At 71.0% G+C, this 21227-nt stretch carries 21 protein-coding genes; 16 read left to right on the top strand and 5 right to left on the bottom strand.

The features are described from left to right. Nucleotides 1-25 precede the first annotated feature (25 nt). The 4 genes from RWH44_RS00440 (at nucleotide 26) to RWH44_RS00425 (ending at nucleotide 2976) form a co-directional block, all read left to right on the top strand. Complete coding sequence (locus RWH44_RS00440) at nucleotides 26-334, top strand: helix-turn-helix domain-containing protein (protein ID WP_298875173.1); 309 nt, start codon at nucleotides 26-28, stop codon at nucleotides 332-334. 12 nt (nucleotides 335-346) lie between these two features. Then, entirely contained in the window at nucleotides 347-571 is a 225-nt protein-coding gene (locus RWH44_RS00435) for a DUF3046 domain-containing protein (protein WP_076674742.1), read from the top strand. A gap of 318 nt (nucleotides 572-889) precedes the next feature. Then, a complete protein-coding gene (recA, locus tag RWH44_RS00430) occupies nucleotides 890-1942 on the top strand; it encodes a recombinase RecA (RefSeq protein ID WP_316003068.1) in 1053 nt (350 codons plus the stop codon). A gap of 383 nt (nucleotides 1943-2325) precedes the next feature. Beyond that, on the top strand, nucleotides 2326-2976 hold the full coding sequence (locus tag RWH44_RS00425; protein ID WP_316003067.1) for a regulatory protein RecX: 651 nt from the start codon (nucleotides 2326-2328) through the stop codon (nucleotides 2974-2976). Here the strand turns inward: RWH44_RS00425 and RWH44_RS00420 are convergent. Further along, nucleotides 2960-5554 (bottom strand): LuxR C-terminal-related transcriptional regulator, encoded by a 2595-nt coding sequence (locus RWH44_RS00420; protein ID WP_316003066.1) that lies wholly within the window; start codon nucleotides 5552-5554, stop codon nucleotides 2960-2962. The genes RWH44_RS00425 and RWH44_RS00420 overlap by 17 nt on opposite strands. A 149-nt stretch (nucleotides 5555-5703) precedes the next feature. On the opposite strand from RWH44_RS00420, the gene miaB reads away from it, so the two are divergent. The 4 genes from miaB to dapF all read left to right on the top strand — a co-directional run bounded on the left by miaB (nucleotide 5704) and on the right by dapF (nucleotide 9578). Then, nucleotides 5704-7251, top strand: a complete 1548-nt coding sequence (gene miaB, locus RWH44_RS00415) for a tRNA (N6-isopentenyl adenosine(37)-C2)-methylthiotransferase MiaB (protein ID WP_316003065.1) — start codon at nucleotides 5704-5706, stop codon at nucleotides 7249-7251. Next, on the top strand, nucleotides 7248-8180 hold the full coding sequence (gene miaA, locus RWH44_RS00410) for a tRNA (adenosine(37)-N6)-dimethylallyltransferase MiaA (RefSeq protein ID WP_316003064.1): 933 nt from the start codon (nucleotides 7248-7250) through the stop codon (nucleotides 8178-8180). Before miaB ends, miaA begins: the two co-directional genes overlap by 4 nt. Beyond that, nucleotides 8177-8617: a GNAT family acetyltransferase gene (locus RWH44_RS00405; RefSeq protein ID WP_316003063.1), complete on the top strand. Its 441-nt coding sequence runs from the start codon at nucleotides 8177-8179 to the stop codon at nucleotides 8615-8617. Before miaA ends, RWH44_RS00405 begins: the two co-directional genes overlap by 4 nt. A gap of 106 nt (nucleotides 8618-8723) precedes the next feature. Further along, the gene (dapF, locus tag RWH44_RS00400) at nucleotides 8724-9578 is read left to right on the top strand and encodes a diaminopimelate epimerase (protein ID WP_316003062.1); all 855 of its coding nucleotides are present in this window, start codon (nucleotides 8724-8726) and stop codon (nucleotides 9576-9578) included. 111 nt (nucleotides 9579-9689) lie between these two features. Here dapF and RWH44_RS00395 read toward each other — a convergent pair whose 3' ends face one another. After that, a complete protein-coding gene (locus tag RWH44_RS00395; protein WP_316003061.1) occupies nucleotides 9690-10334 on the bottom strand; it encodes a class I SAM-dependent methyltransferase in 645 nt (214 codons plus the stop codon). A gap of 97 nt (nucleotides 10335-10431) precedes the next feature. Between RWH44_RS00395 and hflX the strand changes: the two genes are divergently transcribed. After that, nucleotides 10432-11949 carry a GTPase HflX gene (gene hflX, locus RWH44_RS00390; RefSeq protein WP_298875208.1) on the top strand — a complete coding sequence of 506 codons (1518 nt, stop codon included), beginning with the start codon at nucleotides 10432-10434 and terminating at the stop codon, nucleotides 11947-11949. Between the two features lie 109 nt (nucleotides 11950-12058). Here the strand turns inward: hflX and RWH44_RS00385 are convergent, their stop codons facing one another. Both RWH44_RS00385 and lexA read right to left on the bottom strand, forming a co-directional pair. Beyond that, on the bottom strand, nucleotides 12059-13945 hold the full coding sequence (locus RWH44_RS00385; RefSeq protein WP_316003060.1) for a S9 family peptidase: 1887 nt from the start codon (nucleotides 13943-13945) through the stop codon (nucleotides 12059-12061). A 226-nt stretch (nucleotides 13946-14171) separates the two neighbouring features. After that, nucleotides 14172-14861, bottom strand: coding sequence for a transcriptional repressor LexA (gene lexA, locus RWH44_RS00380; protein ID WP_298875216.1), 690 nt, complete (start codon nucleotides 14859-14861; stop codon nucleotides 14172-14174). A 258-nt stretch (nucleotides 14862-15119) separates the two neighbouring features. Between lexA and RWH44_RS00375 the strand changes: the two genes are divergently transcribed. The 6 genes from RWH44_RS00375 (at nucleotide 15120) to RWH44_RS00350 (ending at nucleotide 19522) form a co-directional block, all read left to right on the top strand. After that, complete coding sequence (locus RWH44_RS00375) at nucleotides 15120-15470, top strand: LysM peptidoglycan-binding domain-containing protein (RefSeq protein ID WP_298875219.1); 351 nt, start codon at nucleotides 15120-15122, stop codon at nucleotides 15468-15470. Nucleotides 15471-15553: 83 nt separating this feature from the next. Next, a complete protein-coding gene (locus RWH44_RS00370; RefSeq protein ID WP_316003059.1) occupies nucleotides 15554-16648 on the top strand; it encodes a histidinol-phosphate transaminase in 1095 nt (364 codons plus the stop codon). Then, entirely contained in the window at nucleotides 16645-17259 is a 615-nt protein-coding gene (gene hisB / locus RWH44_RS00365) for an imidazoleglycerol-phosphate dehydratase HisB (protein WP_298875225.1), read from the top strand. Before RWH44_RS00370 ends, hisB begins: the two co-directional genes overlap by 4 nt. Continuing rightward, a complete protein-coding gene (hisH, locus tag RWH44_RS00360; RefSeq protein ID WP_298875228.1) occupies nucleotides 17256-17906 on the top strand; it encodes an imidazole glycerol phosphate synthase subunit HisH in 651 nt (216 codons plus the stop codon). Before hisB ends, hisH begins: the two co-directional genes overlap by 4 nt. Before the next feature lie 46 nt (nucleotides 17907-17952). Next, the gene (gene priA, locus RWH44_RS00355; RefSeq protein ID WP_298875230.1) at nucleotides 17953-18699 is read left to right on the top strand and encodes a bifunctional 1-(5-phosphoribosyl)-5-((5-phosphoribosylamino)methylideneamino)imidazole-4-carboxamide isomerase/phosphoribosylanthranilate isomerase PriA; all 747 of its coding nucleotides are present in this window, start codon (nucleotides 17953-17955) and stop codon (nucleotides 18697-18699) included. Then, on the top strand, nucleotides 18683-19522 hold the full coding sequence (locus tag RWH44_RS00350; protein ID WP_316003058.1) for an SseB family protein: 840 nt from the start codon (nucleotides 18683-18685) through the stop codon (nucleotides 19520-19522). The genes priA and RWH44_RS00350 overlap by 17 nt, the downstream gene beginning before the upstream one ends. A 388-nt stretch (nucleotides 19523-19910) precedes the next feature. Here RWH44_RS00350 and RWH44_RS00345 read toward each other — a convergent pair whose 3' ends face one another. After that, complete coding sequence (locus tag RWH44_RS00345) at nucleotides 19911-20336, bottom strand: DUF1844 domain-containing protein (RefSeq protein WP_437127251.1); 426 nt, start codon at nucleotides 20334-20336, stop codon at nucleotides 19911-19913. Between the two features lie 207 nt (nucleotides 20337-20543). Between RWH44_RS00345 and infC the strand changes: the two genes are divergently transcribed. Further along, a complete protein-coding gene (infC, locus tag RWH44_RS00340) occupies nucleotides 20544-21209 on the top strand; it encodes a translation initiation factor IF-3 (protein WP_400368213.1) in 666 nt (221 codons plus the stop codon). Nucleotides 21210-21227 lie beyond the last annotated feature (18 nt).

Genomic DNA, 21227 nt, shown 5'->3' with positions numbered 1-21227 from the left:
AATCAGCAGTGAGGAGGGCCCCAAAATGATCCTGGTTCGTCAAGAGATCGGCGAAGTCCTGCGTGACCTCCGCCAGCAGAAGGGCCGTACCCTCCGCCAGGTCGCCAGTCGCGCAAGCGTCGCGCTCGGCTATCTCAGCGAGGTCGAGCGCGGTCAGAAGGAAGCCTCGAGCGAGATCCTCGCGTCGGTGGCCGAAGCGCTCGACGTGCCCATCTCGACCATCATGCGTCAGGTGGGCGATCGGCTGTCCGTGCTCGAGGGCCTGCAGTCCTTCCCCGACGTCGTTCCCGACGACCTGGTCGCCGCGGTCGAGCCCGAGCTGTCTTTGCGCTGACGACGCGTCCGCATGCGTCGCAGTGAATTCGATCGCGCCGTCGCCGATGAGTTCGGCGCTCGTGGCGGGTCTCTCCTGACCGACCTCGTGTTGTCGGCCGTGGGTGGACGCACGAGCGTCGATGCACTCGCGGCCGGCGTCGACCCCCGCGAGGTGTGGCTGGCGCTCTGCGCCGAGACCGACGTGCCCGAGAACCGTCGTTACGGCGTCGGCCGCCTCGAACCGCGTCGGTCCTGACGCGGGTCGAGGAGCGCCGCGCGCGGTCTCGAGCGTGACGCGGGCGATCCGGGCGGCGAGTCGTTTCGTCTTCGGCTCTCGCGGTCGAATTCACGGCGTGTCATCGAATTTACGTTCGATTCGGGCGTAGGCTCCTGCACAACGATGTTCGTGGACCGTTCATCCACAGAAGGACCATCTTCCGACTCCAATGTCGGAGGCCCTCTCTAACGTGGTGAACGTCGAACGACACTCTGAACGCCTTGTCGGGTACCCCCATCGTCGGTGGGAGACGCGACAGCCTATAGGCGACCGGAACGCGAGCAGAAAGAAGACGTCATGCCCTCACCCGCAGAGCGCGAAAAGGCCCTCGAATCGGCCCTGGCGCAGATCGACCGGCAGTTCGGAAAGGGCTCGGTCATGCGACTGGGCAGCGACGATCGCGCCCCGATCGAGACCATCCCCACCGGCTCCGTCGCCCTCGACGTGGCCCTCGGCATCGGCGGCCTGCCTCGTGGCCGCATCATCGAGATCTACGGACCGGAGTCGTCGGGTAAGACGACGCTGACGCTCCACGCCATCGCCAATGCGCAGCGTGCCGGTGGCATCGCCGCATTCATCGACGCCGAGCACGCGCTCGACCCCGAGTACGCCAAGAAGCTCGGCGTCGACATCGACGCCCTGCTCGTGTCGCAGCCCGACACGGGTGAGCAGGCGCTCGAGATCGCCGACATGCTGATCCGTTCCGGGGCGATCGACCTCGTCGTCATCGACTCCGTCGCCGCCCTCGTGCCCGAGGCCGAGATCAAGGGCGAGATGGGCGACTCTCACGTCGGTCTCCAGGCGCGCCTCATGTCGCAGGCGCTCCGCAAGCTGACGGGTGGTCTGAACACCACCAAGACGACGGCGATCTTCATCAACCAGCTGCGCGAGAAGATCGGTGTCTTCTTCGGTTCTCCCGAGACGACGGCGGGTGGAAAGGCGCTGAAGTTCTACGCCTCCGTGCGCCTCGACATCCGTCGTATCGAAACGTTGAAAGACGGCACCGAGGCGGTCGGTAACCGCACCCGCGTGAAGGTCGTCAAGAACAAGATGGCCCCGCCGTTCAAGCAGGCCGAGTTCGACATCCTCTACGGCGTGGGCATTTCGCGAGAGGGCAGCCTGATCGATTTCGGCGTCGAGCACGCCATCGTGAAGAAGTCCGGCGCGTGGTACACCTACGAGGGCGAGCAGCTCGGGCAGGGCAAGGAGAACGCCCGCAACTTCCTCATCAAGAACCCCGATGTCGCGGCCGAGATCGAGTCGAAGATCAAGTCCAAGCTCGGTATCGGTGGAGCACCTCCGGTGGCCGCACCCGCCGACGACGAGCTGACCCAGCGCCGCCCGGCCTGATGAGCGACGACGCACGGGGCCCCGTTCGTCCGCCTCGATCAGGCGACGACGACGGACGGGTGCCCTCGGCGTCGGAGTCCGCGGAATCGCCACGGGCCCGTGACACCGGCGGACGGCACGTGTCCAGAGCCGACGAGGGGGAGGAGCGCACAGGCAGCGCTGCTTCGAACGGCGCAGGCGATGCGCGCGCGGCCCGGACGGCCCCGTTGCGCGCCGTCGACGCGGATCTCGCGCCGGTCATCCCGCTCTTCGGGGGTTCGGCGGCGACGCGTTCCGGCCGTGGCTCCGACGATACGCACCCGTCGCGCGGCCGTGCTTCTGTCGGCGCCGGGGCGGCGGATGACGCCGTGCCCGCGCCGGTGACGCGCCCGCGACTGAGGGCGTTGAGAAGCGACGCCTCCTCGGGGGAGTCCGGACACGATTCCGTCCCGTCGGCGTGGAACATCCCCGGGGGCCATCCGCGCGGCGACCGCCCGACGGACTCACGCTCCGACGACGCCGGTGTCGACGACGCGCCTGCCCGCGCGGAAGCCCTTCTGCTCCGCAAACTCCGTTCGCGCTCGCTGTCGCTGTCCGAAGCGCGGACGGCCGTCCGCGGCGTCGACGGGGTGGACGAGACCGTCGTCGAAGACCTGATCGCGCGTTTCGTCGATCTGGGCTATCTCGATGATGCGGCGTTCGCGGAACAACTCGCGATGTCGGCGGTCGAGAAGCGCGGCGAAGGTCGGCGCGCCGTCGCCGAGACGCTGCGCAAGCGCGGAATCCCGCGGGACATCGCCGAGGCGGCCCTCGCCGAGCTCCCCGACGACGACGCAGAGCGTGCCCTCGAGTTCGCCCGGTCCAAAGTGCGCGGCGTCGAGGGCAAGGATTACGAGGCGTCCCTCCGGCGGCTGGCCGGTCAGCTGGCTCGGCGGGGATACCCGTCGTCGGTGGCTTTGTCGGCAGCGAAGACGGCGCTCAGCGAGGCGGGCATGGGGCGGAGTCGATCCTTCGGCCGACCGGCGTCGGGAGTGCGTTTCACGCCCGACGACTGACCCTGTCGGCGTCAGGCGACGGGGGAGGACTCGCCACCTCGCCCTGCGCCACCATGCGGGCGAGCTCGCGTCTCGATGCCGCCCCGACTTTCAACCGGGCTTGATACACGTGGGATTCCACGGTGCGAACCGACAGGAACAGGCGCGTGGCGATCGCCCGATTCGTCAGTCCCTCGTGCGCGAGGAGGGCGATCTCGCGCTCGCGCGCCGTGAGGTCCTCCGGGAGGGGAGCGGTCGCGGCAGCAGCAGACGGGGCGGGGTCGGACGGTGTCGGATCGGCCTCGCGCGCTGACCACAGGGCGTGCAGACGCAGATCGTCGACGGGGCGATCTTCTTCGCTCCCCGCCGACCGGGCGGATGCCCGGCGCACGGCGTCTGCGGCGAGGGGGAGATCCGTGGTGGCCGCCAGCTGCACGAGTTCGTCGATCTCGTCCGCGTCGGCGATGTCGAGACTGACGAGTCGGTAGAGGTCGCGGATCCGCAAAGCCGCCGAGGTGCTGCCGCGGCTCAGGTCGGCGGTTGCGCGAGCGGCGGCTCGCGCGTCGTCGAGGAGTCGCTCGGCCACCAGCACGGTCGTCTCCACGTAGAGGCGGCTGCGGCGGACGAGGATCGGCCCGTCGGTCTCGACCCGGGCGAGGATCGACCGCGCCTCATCGAGGCGCTCCGCGAGGGCCAGTTCCTCCGCGACGCTCAGCTCCATCATCGCCGTCTCCGGATCGCCCAGCGCGGACGGGTCGCGCTGCATCGCGGACGTCCATTCGCGGTGCGACTGTTCCGGCCGACCCGAGGCGGCGAAAGCGATCGCTGCCGCGATTCCCGCGGTGGTGAGCTCCGACACCCCGCCCTCCCGGGCGGCCGGGCCGAGTTCCCGTTCCAGACGCTGCTCGACCGCGGAGCCGTCGGCTCCGGCGATCTGATGCCCGATGAGGAGGAACATCAGGGCCGAGAGGCGCTCGCGGGTGGAGATCCCCTGCGGACGCGGGATCGCATCCAGGAGCCGCTGTGCGTCGCGGTAGTGCGTGTTCGCGACCGCCCATCGACCGCGAATGGTCTGCGACGTGCCGGCTGCGACGAGGGCTCGCAAGCGCCCCAACGGGGAGGCGCCGGGGAGGGATACGGCGAGATCGGTGAGTTCGCAGGCCTTCGCGGCGTCGAGACGGTTGCCGGCCCGCGTCGCCTCGGCCAGCAGACGTTCCACGTGCGCGTCCGCCTCGGCCTGCTCGGCGGAGATCTGCCCCGGATCGGACGATGACGGCATCCCGGCGGCGGCTCTGCGGGCCTGCAGGCGCGCGATCCGATGGCGCGCGGATCCGTCGGCGACGATGTCGTCGGGTTCGCCGGCGCAGCGGCGAGCGAGGTCGAGTTCGACGCGCAGCGCCGGATCGTCCACGGCGGCGAGGCCGCGCGAGGCGTGGGCGGCGGCATGCGCGCTGTCGCCGCGATCATTCGCCTCTCGCGCGGCGTCGAGCGCCACGCGCCCACGGAGGGCCGGAGCGTAGGCCGATTCGCCCGATGCGTCGGCTCCGAGCCGGTGCCATCGTTCGGAGACCGAGACCGCGATGGTCGAACTCCACCAGTGATCGGCCTCGGCGAGCATGCGCCTCCCGGCGCGATCGATCATCGCGTCGACGGTGTCGTCGCCGAGCTGACGGTGCGCCTCCAGTGCGAAGAGGTCATTGGCGGTGAGACGTCGCTCGGGCGAGGAATCGGCGTGGAGGAGGCCGCTGCCGATGAGGGCGTCGACAGCCTCGGGGTCGAAGAGGCGTGTGGCGACCGCGAATTCGAGGTGGGCGAGGCGGCGCACCCCGGCCAGGCACTCCAGGTCCTGTCGCAGGAAACCCGCCACGTGACGTTCCAGGGCGACGGCGAGTCGGCTGCCGGGGGCGACCGAGCGGATCGCCCGCAGCGGATCACGGCCGTCGCGGACGGCTCGGAGCGCTTCCAGGACGAGCTGCCGCAGCAGCGTCCGCGAGCCGTCCGCGCGCCAGATGAGACCCGCGCGCGTGGGCACATCCAACAGGTCGGCGTCCGGGAACAGGGCGATCATGCGTCGGGCGTCGTCGTCGGTGAGCTCCGACAGATCGATGCGTCGGGCGAATCCGTCCATCCAGAGGTCGAGGAACGTCCGCCGCACCTCGTCGGCGTCGTCGGGATGGTGCAGCGACCGCGCGCGGGCGGTACGCAGCCCGAGGACGGCGGTCGCCCGGCGCGTCGCCACCCCGTGGGCGATCGCACGGGCCGAGGCGGGATCGAGGGTGTCGACGTCGTCGATGACGATCACGCCGTCGATGGGTGTCGGCGCGCCCTCGATCAGGTTCCGCAGGGCGGGGTGGCCGGCTGCCGTCAGCGCACCGAAGGGGACGGACGTCAGCGCCGACGCCGGCCGGACGACGATGACCTCGCGTCCGAGGCTCTCCACCTCGGCGGAGATGGTGCGGATGACGTAGCTGCGACCGCTGCCGCGAGGTCCTGCCACCACCATCGAGACGCCGGAATGCACACGGGATGCGAGCTCGATGGCATCCCGGTCGGAACCGATCAGGGCGCGCGACCACGAGGTCGCCTGTGTTGTCCGCATACTTCTCCCCCCGGAAACCCGCAGGCGGACGGGTGAGCGTGGGCACACACTATCCATTCCCTATGCGTGCCGCCAGGGCGGTGCCGCAAACCGTGACCTGGGGCACGACGACGTCGTCTCCAGGGGCGGGCTTTAGAATTGCTCGCATCATGACCACCCCTGTCTCGACCCCGACGCTCATCGCGCCCTCCTCCGCCGCCCAGGGCGACGCCGGCGCGCGTACCTACGAAGTCCGCACCTTCGGATGCCAGATGAACGTGCACGACTCCGAGCGTCTGAGCGGGTCGCTCGAGAGCGCCGGTTACGTGCGCGCCGAGGCGGGCACCGAGGCCGACGTCGTCGTCATCAACACGTGCGCCGTGCGCGACAACGCGGCGGGCAAGCTCTACGGCACGCTGGGCCATCTGAAGTCGCGCAAAGACGCGCACGCGGGCATGCAGATCGCCGTCGGCGGCTGCCTCGCGCAGATGGACAAGGACGCGGTCCAGCAGAAGGCTCCGTGGGTCGACGTCGTGTTCGGCACCCACAACATGGGCTCGCTCCCCGGGATGCTCGAGCGCGCGCGCCACAACGGCGAGGCGGAGCTGGAGATCCTCGAGTCGCTGGAGATCTTCCCGTCGACGCTGCCCACCAAGCGCGATTCGGTCCACAGCGGATGGGTCTCGATCTCGGTCGGCTGCAACAACACCTGCACCTTCTGCATCGTGCCGAGCCTGCGCGGCAAGGAGAAAGACCGCCGTCCCGGCGACATCCTCAACGAGATCCGCCTGCTCGTCGACGACGGCGCGATCGAGGTCACCCTGCTCGGCCAGAACGTCAACTCGTACGGCGTCGAGTTCGGCGACCGACTCGCGTTCGGCAAACTGCTCCGCGCCGCGGGCGAGATCGAGGGCCTCGAGCGCATCCGCTTCACGAGCCCCCACCCGGCCGCCTTCACCGACGACGTCATCGCTGCGATGGCGGAGACCCCGGCCGTCATGCCGCAGCTGCACATGCCGCTGCAGTCGGGTTCCGACCGCATCCTCAAGGCGATGCGCAGGTCGTACCGCAGCGAGAAGTTCCTCGGCATTCTCGACCGGGTCCGCGCGCAGATCCCCGACGCGGCGATCACGACCGACATCATCGTCGGCTTCCCCGGTGAGACCGACGAGGACTTCGAAGAGACGATGCGCGTGGTCGAGGCGTCGCGGTTCTCGAGCGCCTTCACGTTCCAGTACTCCATCCGCGAGGGCACGCCGGCGGCCACCATGGCCGATCAGGTGCCGAAGGCCGTCGTGCAGGAACGGTTCGAGCGCCTCATCGCGCTGCAGGACCGGATCTCGGCGGAGGAGAACCGGAAGCAGCTGGGCCGCACGCTCGAGGTGCTCGTCTCCACCGGCGAGGGCAAGAAGGATGCCGAGACCCACCGTCTCACCGGCCGCGCCGAAGACAACCGCCTCGTGCACTTCGAGCTGCCGGCGGGCTCGGCCGTGCCGCGTCCGGGCGATGTCGTGTCGGTCACGGTGACCCACGCGGCGCCGTTCCACCTGCTCGCCGACGCCGTCGACGGTGCGCCCCTGCGCATCCGACGTACACGTGCCGGCGACGCGTGGGACCGCTCGCAGGCCGAGTCGTGCGGCGTGCCCGCCCCCGCGGGTGACGACGGCGCTCCCCGCGCCGTGTCGCTCGGACTCCCCACGCTCCGCGTCGGCGTGTGACGAGGCCCGCCCTCTGGAGCGTCGTCGGAGCCACCGGCACCGGCAAGACCGGACTCTCCCTCGACCTCGCCGAGGCTCTCGCGGCCACGGGGCGCCCGGCGGAGATCGTGAACGCCGACGCGATGCAGCTGTACCGCGGCATGGACATCGGCACCGCGAAGATCCCGGTGCCCCAGCGACGCGGCATCCCGCACCACCTCTTCGATGCGCTCGCGGTGACCGACGAGGCCGCGGTGGCCTGGTATCAGGATGCCGCCCGCGCGGCGATCTCCGCGATCCACGGCCGGGGCGCTGAGGCGATCCTCGTCGGCGGATCCGGGTTGTACGTCTCGAGCGTGCTGTGGGACTTCCGCTTCCCCCCGCGCGACGAGGCATTGCGCGCCCGCCTCGAGGCGGAGTTCGAGCGCGAGGGGGCCGGCGCGCTGTTCGCGCGGCTGCGCGAGGCCGATCGCGACGCGGCGGCCCGCATCGACCCGCGCAACGGCCGACGCGTGGTGCGCGCGCTCGAGGTGTTGGAGCAGGGCGGCGAGACCCACGGCGGCGCTCTTCCGCACGCGCCGGAGCAGTGGCATCCGTCGACGCGCATCGTGACGACGCACGTGGACCGCGAGCAGCTGGTGGCGATGCTGGACGCGCGCGTCGAGGGCATGTGGGCCGAGGGTCTCGTCGACGAGGTGGAGCGGCTCCGCGACGAGGGGCTCGAGCGGGGCGTCACGGCGTCGCGCGCGATCGGGTACGCGCAGGCGCTCGCGCAGCTGCGCGGAGACCTGACGCGCGAAGACGCCATCGCGCAGACGCAGGCCTTGACCCGGCGGTACGCGCGCCGGCAGGTGTCGTGGTTCCGCCGCTACGCCGACGCCCGCATCGTCGATGCCCGGACGACGGATGCCGCGCAGCTCGTGCGCGCGGCGGAGAGGGACGATCGATGACCATCGCGATCCGCGCGTTCGCGCCCACCGACGAGGACGCGGTCGTCGCGCTGTGGGAGGAGGCGGGACTGACCCGCCCGTGGAACGACCCGCGCGCCGACATCCGTCGGAAGCTCACCGTGCAGCCCGAGCTCTTCCTCGTCGCCGTCGACGACGAGGCGATCGTCGGCAGCGTGATGGCGGGTTACGACGGGCATCGCGGGTGGCTCTACTACCTCGCCGCTGCGGCCTCGCACCGCGGGCGGGGAGTGGGGCGTGCGCTCGTGGCCGAGGCGGAGCGTCTGCTCGAGGCGATGGGTTGCCCGAAGGTGCAGCTCATGGTGCGCCCCGACAACACCGGAGCGCGGGGCTTCTACGACGCGCTGGGTTACGAACCGTTCGAGACCTGGGCGACCGGCCGGCGGCTGATCGTCGACGGGCCCGGTCGACCCGCCTGAGACCGTCGGGCCCGCTCGCCGGCGTCAACGCGCCTCACGACCCGCCGCAGATCGCCGGGCCTTCTCACCAGGACGGCCGACCGCGGGTCGTCCGTAGACTGGTCCCATGTCCTCTCTCGCTTTCACCAAGGGTCACGGCACCGGCAACGACTTCGTGGTGATCGCCGATCCCGACGGCGAGATCGATCTCTCCGACGCGCAGGTCGCCGCGCTGTGCGACCGCCACTTCGGCATCGGCGCCGACGGACTGCTGCGCGTCGTCCGCTCGGCGGCGATCCTCGAGGGCGCCGAGGCTGCGGCATCCGGGGCCGAGTGGTTCATGGATTACCGGAACGCCGACGGGTCCAAGGCCGAGATGTGCGGCAACGGCACGCGCGTCTTCGCCCGGTACCTCACCGACACCGGCCTCGCGTCGATCGACGACGGATTGCGCATCGGCACGCGGGCGGGGGTGAAGACCCTCACGCGCAGCGACCGCGGCTTCGAGGTCGACCTGGGTGCCTACGTCGTGGAGGCCGACGAGACCCTCGTGCGCGCGAAGGGATTGAGCGTCGCGCGCCCGGGAGTGGGGATCGATGTCGGCAACCCGCACGTGGTCGTCGCCCTGTCGTCGGATGCCGAGCTCGAGGGGCTCGACCTGACCTTCCAGCCCGTGCTCGACCCCGCGCCGCGGCACGGCGCCAACGTCGAGTTCGTCGTCCCGGCCGACCCGCTCGTGCGCGACGGCGTCGGGGCGATCCGCCTGCGCGTGTTCGAGCGCGGCGTCGGTGAGACCCTGAGCTGCGGAACGGGCGTCGCCGCCGCGGCGCTCGCCGTTCGCCACTGGGCCGGCGCTGCCGCTCCCGACCACTGGGTCGTCGACACCCCGGGCGGGACGCTGGGGGTCCGTGTGGCCGACGGGCACGTGTTCCTGTCCGGCCCCGCCTCGCTGGTGTTCACGGGCGAGGTCGCTCTCGCCTGAGCAGCCGTCGACTCGTCGGCCCCGGCCCGTGGCATCCGGATGCCGCTCGGCGGGCGATGGACCTGCCCTCTCGCCGCACGCGGCGGGAGTCCGCGAACGGGTGTCGTCGGGTCAGCGGATGACGTCGATCAGCTCGCTCGGCGGCGAACCGTGGCGACGCACGCGCAGCACGCGGAAGCCGCGTCCGGTGGCGGCACGCTGGACGCTGTAGCCGTCGGGGAACGTCGCGGCGAGCCAGCGCTGCAGGGAGTCGGATCCGAGGTTGCGCTGGACGACGAACCAGCCGTCGCTTCGCTCGGCGAGACGGGGGATCCAGTGCTGGAGCATCCCGTGAAGTTCGTTCTTGCCCACGCGGATCGGCGGGTTCGACCGGATGGTGCGGAACGTCACGTCGTCGGGAACATCCTCGGGTCGAACGGCGTTGATGTTGGTGAGGCCGAGCGACTCGGCATTGCGCCTCACGAGATCGAGAGCCCGTTCGTTGACGTCGACCGCCCACACGGTCGCGTGCGGTGACGCGAGCGCCAGCGAGATCGAGATCGGACCCCAGCCGCATCCCAGGTCGAGGAAGTTCCCACCGGCGGGAGGGGGAGGCGTGTTGGCGAGCAGCACCGAGGTCCCGGCATCCACGTGATCGGGACTGAAGACGCCGCCCGCCGTGACGAGCTCGAGCTCTCGGCCGGCCAACGTCACGCGGATGCGGCGGAGCTGCTCGGGACTCGACGGCGACGCGCTGAAGTAGTGCTCGCTCCCCATCCGCCCAGGATATCCGACCGCGGCTTCGACCGCCGGGCCGGATAAAGTGCCAGAACATCAGTACCACCGCGGGCCGGGCCCGCGACGAAAGGAACACATGACCGAACAGACCACGCCCCCGAGCATCGACGCGTCTGCCGTGGACCCGGTCGACCGTGTGCTCGCGCGCGCCGATGCGCACCGCGGGGTCCGGGTCTTCGGTGCCGCTCAGGCCCTGCAGGACAGCACCACCGCGTACGGCGGCGACAGCGACGGCGACCAGTGGGACCGCGAGGAACGCGCGGCGCTGCGCCGCGTCGCCGGGCTCTCGACCGAGCTCGAAGACGTCACCGAGGTCGAGTACCGCCAGCTGCGCCTCGAGAACGTCGTCCTCGTCGGCGTGCACCCCCAGGGGGAGCAGACGGATGCCGAGAACTCGCTGCGCGAGCTGTCGGCTCTGGCCGAGACGGCCGGCGCGGTCGTGCTCGACGGCGTGCTGCAGCGTCGACCCCACCCCGATCCGGCGACGTACGTCGGTCGCGGAAAGGCCGCCGAGTTGCGTGACATCGTCGCCGCAGTGGGCGCCGACACCGTGATCGCCGACACCGAGCTCGCCCCCAGCCAGCGGCGCGCGCTCGAAGACGTCGTCAAGGTGAAGGTGATCGACCGCACGACGGTGATCCTCGACATCTTCAGCCAGCACGCCAAGAGTCGCGAGGGCAAGGCGCAGGTGGAGCTCGCGCAGCTCGAGTACCTCCTCCCGCGGCTGCGTGGATGGGGTGACTCGATGTCGCGTCAGGCCGGTGGACAGGTCGGCGCCGGTGGCGCCGGGATGGGTTCGCGCGGTCCGGGTGAGACGAAGATCGAGCTCGACCGTCGTCGCATCCGCACGAAGATGGCCCTGCTGCGCAAGCAGCTGCGCGACTTCGCCCCCGCGCGCGAGGCCAAGCGCGCCGAGCGCAAGCGTCACACGATCCCCTCGGTCGCGATCGCGGGCTACACGAACGCCGGCAAGTCCAGCCTGCTCAATCGCCTCACCAGTGCCGGTGTCCTGGTCGAGAACGCCCTGTTCGCGACGCTGGATGCCACGGTCCGCCGCTCCGAGACCAGTGACGGACGCGTCTACACGCTGACCGACACCGTGGGCTTCGTGCGCAACCTGCCGCACCAGCTGGTCGAGGCGTTCCGGTCGACGCTCGAGGAGGTCGGTGACGCCGATGTCATCCTGCACGTTGTCGACGCCTCGCACCCCGATCCGGCCGCGCAGCTCATGACGGTGCGCGACGTGATGGGCGACGTCGACGCGAACTTCGGCCAGGAGATCGTCGTCTTCAACAAGGCCGACCTCGTGAGCGAGGACGACCGGCTCGTGCTGCGGGGACTGGCTCCGAACGCGAAGTTCGTCTCGTCGCGGACGGGCGAGGGCATCGAGGAGCTGCGTGCCGCCATCGAGGACGCGCTGCCCCTTCCCGCCGTGGAGGTGCAGGCGGTCGTGCCGTACGACCGTGGCGACCTCGTCTCGGCGGTGCACGAGAGCGGCCTCATCGTCGCGCAGGAGCACCGTGAGAGCGGGACGTTCCTGCACGCGCACGTCGGCGCACGACTGGCCGCCGAGCTGGCGGCGTTCGAGGTCTGAGCCGGGCCGTCATGGGCCCCCGCGCGTGCGCGGGGGCCCATGACTTTGCCCGGGGGCGGCACGTCTGCTCCTCCCGCGGGAGAGGGGCGCGCCGCGGCTCCGGATGACGTCAGTCGAGTTCGAGCGCGGGGACACCCGGGGTCTCGAAGCCGAACACCGCGCCGAGGAAACCGAGTTCGCGCTCGAGCGAGTCGATCACCGTCTCCGACCGGCGGAACCCGTGCCCTTCGCCCTCGTACAGGACGTACGCGTGCGGGACACCGTGCGCCGTGAGGGCGTCGCGGATGGCCTCCGCTTGCGACGGGGGGACCACGCGGTCTTCCGACCCCTGCAGGATCAGCAGCGGCACGCGGAAGAGCTCGAGGCGCCCCAGGGGTGAGCGCTCGACGTATATCGCCTCGGCCTCGGGCAGGGGGCCGATGAGCCCGTCGAGATAGCGCGCCTCGAAATCGTGGGTGTCTTCGGCGAGAGCACGGGCGTCCCCGACGCCGTAGCGCGAGATACCCGCCGAGAAGACGTCGGTGCGGGTGACGGCGGCGAGCACCGTCCAGCCGCCGGCCGAGCCGCCCGCGATGGCGAGACGATCGGGGTCGGCGAGTCCCGCCTCGGCCAGGGCGGATGCCGCCGCGGCCACGTCGTCGACGTCGACCACGCCCCACTGGCCCTTCAGGCGGTCCCGATAGGCGCGACCGTAGCCCGTCGAACCGCCGTAGTTGACGTCGAGGACGCCGATTCCGCGGCTGGTGAAGAACGCCGTCTTGGCCGAGGGGGCGGGACCGACGTGCGAGGTGGGTCCGCCGTGGACGAGCACGACGTACGGGGGGCGCTCGCCCGCGACCGGAGCGACGTCGGGGTTGGTGGGGGCGTAGGCGAAGGCGTGCACCGGGCCGTGCGGGCCGTCGGTGGAGAGCGCGCGGGCGGTCGGCATCCACTCGTCACCCCACGATGCGGCGCCGCCCGTCACCAGGTCGACCAGGCCGGAATCGAGGTCGACGAGCCAGAGGCCCGACCGTCCGCCGGCATCGGAACCCGAGACGAGCACGCGCGCGCCCCGCACGTCGTCGACGGCGGCGCCGGCCACGACCGGGACGTCGAGGGGGCGGATGCCGCTCGGGGCGATCTCGACGATCTCGTCGGCGCCGTTCGTGCGCACGGCGACGACGCGCCCGTCGTCGGCCGCCCCGAACCACCGGGTTCCGAGAACCCACAGGCCGCCGCCGGTGTCGGCGTCGGCGGGCGCGAGGGGCTGCGCATCGCCGTCGAGCGGTCGGCGGAAGAGGTTCCACCGCCCGTCCGGGTCATCGGCGTAGAGCAGCTCGTCGTCCGCGATCCACACGGGTTGCAGAGGTGCGCGGTGCGAGCCGCCCGCGACGTCGTGGACGGAACCCGTCTCGAGGTCGACGACGCGCAGCACCGTGGCATCCCACGGCATGTCGGGGTGATCCCACGCGACCCAGGCCAGGCGGCGCCCGTCGGGGGAGAGGGCCGGTTGGGCGAGGAAGTCGCTGCCCTCGGCGAGGACCTCGGCCGGTCCGTCGAGCGGGATGCGCACGATCGCCCGGTCGGGCACGCGCGACGAGCCGTGGGTCTCGCGGACGGCGAGGAGCGCGCCGTGCTCCCAGCGCAGGCCGCCGTGGCGTACGGCGTCGTCGGCCGAAGTGAGGGGCCGTGCGGTCTCGCCCGGGCGGAGCGCGTAGACGCGCTGGTCGGTCTTCTCGACGTAGTAGAGCTCCCCGTCGTCGGACGCCGTCCAGGCGCCGCCGCCGTACTCGTGCACGGCCGATCGCGCGTTCGCGGGGGCGGGGAGCACCGTCTCGACGGAGCCGTCGCCGCGGCGACGCTTCACCGCGACGCGGCCGGCCTCGTGGGGGACGGACTCGCCCCACCACACCTCGTCGCCGACGAGTCGGGCCCCGTCGACGCGGGGCGAGGCCTGCGCGACCGACTCGGGGGTGATGGGCGAGGGCCAGGAACCGTACGGGAGGGTGTCAGCCATGAGTCCAGCCTAGGGACAGCCCCCGACACCGGCGGGCGGCGGCGTCGGTGCAGCGGTGCGACAGGCGGACCCCGCACCCGCGCGAGGTCGCGCGGGCGGGGTCAGGCCCCGACGATCCGCTTCTGCACGCCGAGAGCGCTCAGCCAGTCCCTGATGACCTGCCGTTGGCCGTCGTCGCACGTGTAGCCGTAGCCGAGGCGCACCTCCCGTGCGACGGTGCGGCGGATCAGACCGCGCGCAGCACGGCGACGATGCGGCCGAGCACGACGGCCTCGTCGCCCAGGATCGGCTCGAATGCGCTATTGCGGGGCAGCAGCCACGTGTGGCCGTCGCGGCGGCGGAACGTCTTCACGGTCGCCTCGCCGTCGAGCATCGCGGCGACGATCTCGCCGTTCTCGGCCGTGGCCTGGGAGCGCACGACCACCCAATCGCCGTCGCAGATCGCGGCGTCGATCATCGAGTCGCCCGACACCTTGAGCATGAACAGCTCGCCCTTGCCCACCAGCTGGCGGGGGAGGGGGAAGATCTCCTCCACCTGCTGATCGGCGGTGATGGGCACGCCCGCGGCGATGCGGCCGACGAGGGGCACGAGGGCGGCATCGCCCAGCGCGGGGGCCGTGTCGGCGGGGTTCTCGGCCGCGGCTCCGGGGAGGTCGATCAAGACCTCCATCGCCCGCGTCTTGCCGGGATCGCGCCGCAGGTAGCCGCTCAGCTCGAGCTGGTTGAGCTGGTGGGTCACGCTCGACAGCGACTTCAAGCCGACGGCGTCGCCGATCTCGCGCATGCTCGGCGGGTAGCCGTGCCGCGCGATCGACCGCTGGATGACCTCGAGGATGGCGAGCTGCTTGTCGCTGAGGTTCTTGCGTCGCCGAGTCTGCGGACGTTCGCGGCCGGCGGCGGTCGTCGCGTCGGTCATCTGTGCTCCCCTCGCGCCGCGGTCGATGCGGCGGAAATTCGAATGTCGGAGGTTGGTGATGAGGTCTCCGTGTCGAAACCGTATCCGGTCAACGAGCCGAAACACACGGAACGGCGCGCGTGTCGCGTTCGATCCGTCTGCGACATCCGCGGTCTTGACACATCGAAAGTATCGAAGATAGATTCGGAATATAGATTCGCACTCCCGCCCTCCCGGCCGAGGGCGGGGTGCGAATCTCTCCCCACCGAGGAGCACATCATGAGCAGCATCGCCATCACCGCACCGACCACCCGCCTGCGCATCACCGCTCGCGGCCGCCGCGTCCTCGCGTTCCTGGTCGCCCTTCCCCTCGCCATCGCCCTGGGGTTCGCCGTCGTCGGCGGGGGAGCCGCGCTCGCATCGAACGAGGCGGGAGCACCCGCGGGGTCGTTCACCGAGATCACCGTGATGAGCGGCGAGACCCTGTGGTCGATCGCCGAAGAGCTCGCGCCCGCGGCCGACCCGCGCGACGTGATCGCCCAGATCACGCGCCTCAACGCCCTGTCGGGCGGGTCCGTCACGGCCGGTCAGCGCATCGCGATCCCGGCCGAATACGCGCCGACGAACTGACCGCCCGAAAGCGATCGATGTCGGCGGTCGGCGTCGTCGGCCCGAGGCGTGAGCGTGAGCCGCCGAGGTCGTCGCCGCCTACGATGGGTGAGGTGAACGTACGCCTCGACGACCTCCCGCTTCGCGACGATCTCCGGGGCATGACGCCCTACGGGGCACCGCAGGCCGCGCTGCCCGTTGCACTGAACGTGAACGAGAACACGCATCCCGTTCCGTCCGAGGTCGCCGACGACATCCTGGATGCCGTGGCTCGAGCCCTTCGCGACGTCAACCGGTATCCCGACCGCGAGTTCACCACCCTCCGCGAGGCTTTCGCGCAGTACCTCGGCCACGGCCTGAATCCCGACCAGATCTGGGCGGCCAACGGATCGAACGAGGTCCTGCAGCACATCCTCCAGGCTTTCGGAGGGCCCGGCCGCAGCGCCATGGGCTTCGCGCCCACGTACTCCATGTACCCGATCCTCACCCGCGCCACCGGCGCGCGGTGGATCGCGGGGGAGCGGGAGCACGACTTCACGCTCTCCGCCGAGTCCGCGGCGGCGCAGGTCCGTGAGCAGCGCCCCGACATCGTCTTCCTCTGCGCCCCCAACAACCCCACGGGTACGCCCCTGCGCCTCGACGTCGTCGAGGCCGTCTACGACGCCTTCGACGGCGTCGTCATCGTCGACGAGGCGTACGAGGAGTTCGCCCCGCGCGACGAGCCCTCGGCGATCTCGCTCCTGCCCGGTCGCCCGCGCCTGGTCGTCTCTCGCACGATGAGCAAGGCGTTCGCGTTCGCGGGAGCCCGCGTGGGGTACCTCGCCGCCGATCCGGTGTTCGTCGACGCGCTCCGTCTGGTGCGCCTGCCGTACCACCTCAGCGCCCTCACACAGGCGGCCGCGACCGCGGCCCTCGCCCACGCCGACACGATGCTGTCGATGGTCGACGAGATCGTCGCGCAGCGCGACCGCATCTCGGCGACCGTCTCCGCTCTGGGCTACACGGCGCACGAGTCGTGGACCAACTTCGTCCTGTTCGGCGGGGTCGACGATCCCGCCGCGACGTGGAAGGCCCTCTACGACCGCGGCGTGCTGATCCGCGACGTCGGCATCGCACACCACCTCCGCGTCTCGGCCGGGACGGCCGACGAGACCACCGCCTTTCTCGACGCCCTCGCCTCGATAGGATCCCGAGCATGACCGCCCCCGCCACCCCCCGCACCGCCTCGATCACCCGCGAGACGAGCGAATCCCGCGTCGAGCTCGAGCTCGACCTCGACGGTCGCGGCGTCAGCGACATCTCCACGAGCGTGCCGTTCTTCGACCACATGCTGACGGCGTTCGCGAAGCACTCGCTCACCGACCTGCGCGTGCGCGCGACGGGTGACACCCACATCGACGCCCACCACACGGTCGAGGACACCTCGATCGTGCTCGGCCAGGCCATCCGGCAGGCCCTCGGCGACAAGTCCGGCATCGCGCGCTACGGTGACGCGCTCGTCCCGCTCGACGAGGCGCTCGCGCAGGCCGTCGTCGACATCAGCGGACGGCCCTACCTCGTGCACACCGGTGAGCCCGCCGGGTTCGAGCACCACCTCATCGGCGGGCACTTCACCGGCTCGCTCGTGCGTCACTCGTTCGAGGCCATCTCGATCCACGCCGGTCTCACCGTCCACGTCCGCGTGGTCGGCGGGCGCGACCCCCACCACATCGCCGAGGCCGAGTACAAGGCGCTCGCGCGCGCCTTCCGCCAGGCGAAGGCCCTCGACCCGCTCGTCGACGGCATCCCGAGCACCAAGGGCGCGCTGTGACGGCGAAGCCCGTCGTCGCCGTCCTCGACTACGGCTCGGGCAACGTCCACTCCGCGGTCAAGGCTCTGGTCGAAGCCGGGGCAGACGCGCGGTTGACGTCCGACCGGTCGTTGCTGATGGATGCCGACGGGCTCCTCGTTCCCGGCGTGGGGGCGTTCAGCGCCGTCATGGGGGCGTTGAACGCCAGTCGGGGTGGGGAGATCATCGATCGCCGTCTCGCGGGCGGGCGTCCGGTCCTCGGCATCTGCGTCGGCATGCAGGTCATGTTCGAGCGCGGGATCGAGCGCGGCACCGACACGCCCGGACTCGGCGAGTGGCCGGGCACGGTCGACGAGCTCGCGGCGCCCGTCCTGCCGCACATGGGCTGGAACACCGTCACCGCGGGCGAGGGCTCGCGTCTGTTCGAGGGGATCGAGCGGGAGCGCTTCTACTTCGTGCACTCGTACGCGGCGCAGGAGTGGTCGCTCGAGGTGACGCCGCCCTTCCCGCAGCCCGCCGTGACGTGGTGCACCTACGGTGCCCCGTTCATCGCGGCGGTGGAGAACGGCCCGCTGGCGGCGACGCAGTTCCACCCCGAGAAGTCGGGCGAAGCCGGCATCCGTCTGCTGGCCAATTGGATCGACGGGCTGCGCACGACTACTGTGTGACCTCGTGCCCGGGGCTGGCGAGAGGCGCCTGCCGGCACGAGGAGCCATGAACGATTTCGCGTCCACGCCCGAGCTTGTCCTTCTTCCCGCGGTCGACGTGGCCGACGGAAAGGCCGTCCGCCTGACCCAGGGGGAGGCCGGCACCGAGACCAGCTACGGCGACCCCGTCGACGCCGCGGCGGACTTCGCCCGCCAGGGTGCGCAGTGGATCCACCTCGTCGACCTCGACGCCGCCTTCGGGCGCGGGAGCAACGCGAACGTCATGCGCAAGGTCATCAAGCAGGTCAAGGGCGTTCAGGTCGAGCTGTCGGGCGGCATCCGCGACGACCGCTCCCTCGAAGCGGCCCTCGAGAGCGGCGCGAGCCGCATCAACCTCGGCACGGCTGCGCTCGAGAACCCCGAGTGGGCCGCCGACGTCATCAACCGCTACGGCGAGGCGATCGCCGTCGGTCTCGACGTGCGCGGCACGACGCTCGCCGCCCGCGGCTGGACGCGCGACGGCGGCGACCTGTGGACCGTCCTGCAGCGCCTGGAGGATGCGGGCTGCAGCCGGTACGTCGTCACCGACGTCACCAAAGACGGCACCCTGCGCGGGCCCAACATCGAACTGCTGCGCGAGATGACCCAGCGCACCCCGAAGCCGATCGTCGCCTCGGGCGGCGTGTCCAGCCTCGACGACATCGCCGCCCTGCGCGAGCTCGTGCCGCTGGGAGTCGAAGGCGCGATCGTCGGCAAGGCACTGTATGCGGGGCAGTTCACCCTCGCCGAGGCTCTGGATGTCGCCGGACACTGACGGTCGCGACGCCGGCGATCCCTCTTCCGGCGGTCCCGACGCCGGTGGTCCCCACGACCACGCGCACCGCGCCGATTCGGCGGGTGTCCCGTGGGAGGGACGCCGGTTCGAGTCGAACCCGCACTCCGGCGACGACGGTTCGGCCGACCCCGCGCTGCTGGCCGCTCTCGTGGAGTTCCGCGCCGGCGACGGCGATGCGCGTGCGGTCGTCGACGCCTATCGAGACGCCCGACTGCTGATCCCCCTGGTCGCCGAGAAGGGCGACCACGGCATCGGGGCGCACGGCCTCGAGGTCGACAAGACGCAGGAACTGTCCATCGTGACGGTGGCCGCCCCCGACGGTCGCAAGGTGCTCCCCGTCTTCACGTCGGTGACCTCCCTCCAGACCTGGGATGCCACGGCCCGCCCCGTCCCCGCGGACGGCCGTCGCACGGCCTTGGCCGCGGCGTCCGAAGACACCGAGCTCATCGTCATCGACCCCGCGTCGGAGACGGAGTTCGTCATCCGTCGCCCCGCCGTCTGGGCCATCGCGCAGGGGGAGGCGTGGGAGCCCGCGCACATCTCGCCCGCGATCTTCACCGGCCTGCAGGAGAGCATCTCCGGCGAACTCGCTGTGCTCGACCTCGCCGTCGAGTCGGGCGACCCCACCGGTCGTCTGCGCGGTCCGGAGCTCGTCGTGCACCTCCAGCTGATGTCGGGCCTCGAGCAGGAGGAATTGGATGCCGTGCTCGCGCGCCTCGCACGCCGGTGGTCGGCCGACGACCGCATCGCGGTGCTGGTCGACTCGCTCACGGTGAAGCTGCACCGCAGCACCGACGCCTGACCCGCCCCGCGCACCTCGCACGCGACCGCTCCGCGACAGCCGATCGTTCGGGAGCAGGCCCGCGCCCGGCGCGTGTGTCCTGTGCTCCTGACATCCCCTGTTCCGGCGCGGGGTGGGGCCGGATGCCACGGCTCCGTCGTCCAGACCGAGTCGCGGTTCACACTCCCGCGGGTGTCACGGTGGAGTCGGCCTGCGGCACAGGTGAAGGGGTGCCCCTCTTCGGAGGCAATCGGGGAAGGGCCCCATCCATACCCCCACGGTGTCACGGTGGAGTCGGCCTGCGGCACAGGGCGCAGTGATGCCCCCTTCCCTGGGCAATCGGGGGAGGGGCCCCGCTCTTGCCTAGGGAAGGGGGCATCACGGAGCCCGGTACCCCAGAACGAACGACCTACGTAACCGGACCCGTCCACTTCTCGCCCGGCCCCTTACCGATCGGGTCGGGGATGACGGATGCCTCGCGGAACGCGAGCTGCAACGAGCGCAGCCCGTCGCGCAGCGAACGGGCGTGCATGTCGCTGATCTCCGGAGCGCCGGCCGTGATGAGGCCCGCGAGGGAGTTGATGAGCTTGCGGGCCTCGTCGAGGTCGAGCTGCTCGGCGGGGTTGTCGGCCAGACCCGTCTTGACGGCGGCGGCGCTCATGAGGTGGACGGCGGCGGTGGTGATCACCTCGACGGCGGGGACGTCGGCGATGTCGCGCGTCGCGGAGGCCGAGGCGCGCTCCTGCTCTTCCCAGCGGGCGAGCCGCTCGTCTTCTCCGCCGTGACGGTGCGCGGCCTGGTCGTCGGAGGGCTGGTCGGAGGGGATCGTGTCCACGTGAATCTCTCTGCTAGACTATGGCGGGCTTCGGAGTGTTTCACTCCGTACGAAAGAGGATCACATCCCACCCGCGCTTGCCGCTCCAGGCTACCGGGTTCCCGCACTCCGCTCCGTTTCGCACGGGGTCGTCTGGGTGCAGAAGCCGGTGCTGACAGCACCGTGCCGGGTGGCGTGTGTACTCCTCTTCGCCCGCGATTCGATCGGATCGCGGCGGCCACCACCCGCACACAAGAGGAGTTCCGCATCAGCGATCCCCGCACCAACGAGCGCATCCGAGTCCCGGAGGTCCGTCTCGTCGGACCCAACGGCGAGCAGGTCGGCATCGTCCGAATCGAAGCTGCGCTGCGCCTGGCCCAGGAAGCGGACCTCGACCTGGTCGAGGTTGCGCCGAGCTCGAAGCCGCCCGTGGTCAAGATCATGGATTACGGCAAGTTCAAGTACGAGGCCGCTCAGAAGGCCAAGGAAACGCGTCGTAACCAGGCGAACACGGTCCTGAAAGAGGTCCGGTTCCGTCTGAAGATCGAGGCCCACGACTACATCACCAAGCTCAAGCGCGCCGAGGGCTTCCTCCAGGCGGGCGACAAGGTGAAGGCCATGATCCTGTTCCGTGGTCGTGAGCAGTCGCGTCCCGAGCAGGGTGTGCGCCTGCTCCGCAAGTTCGCCGAAGACGTCGCCGAGTTCGGCACGGTCGAGTCGAACCCCACGATCGATGGCCGCAACATGGTGATGGTCGTCGCTCCTCACAAGAACAAGTCCGAGGTCAAGACCGAGCAGAACGCGCAGCGCGCGGCGAACCGCGAGGCGGCGCGCAGCGCAGCCCGTGGCGACTCGGCCTCGGAAGAAACGCCGACCTCGGCCCCCGCCGAGTAAAGCCCCCAGACTCCCGCT

Origin of the sequence: Microbacterium phycohabitans, assembly GCF_032464935.1 — a bacterium.
GTDB lineage: Bacteria > Actinomycetota > Actinomycetes > Actinomycetales > Microbacteriaceae > Microbacterium > Microbacterium phycohabitans.
This window is presented reverse-complemented; position numbering and strand designations above follow the sequence as displayed.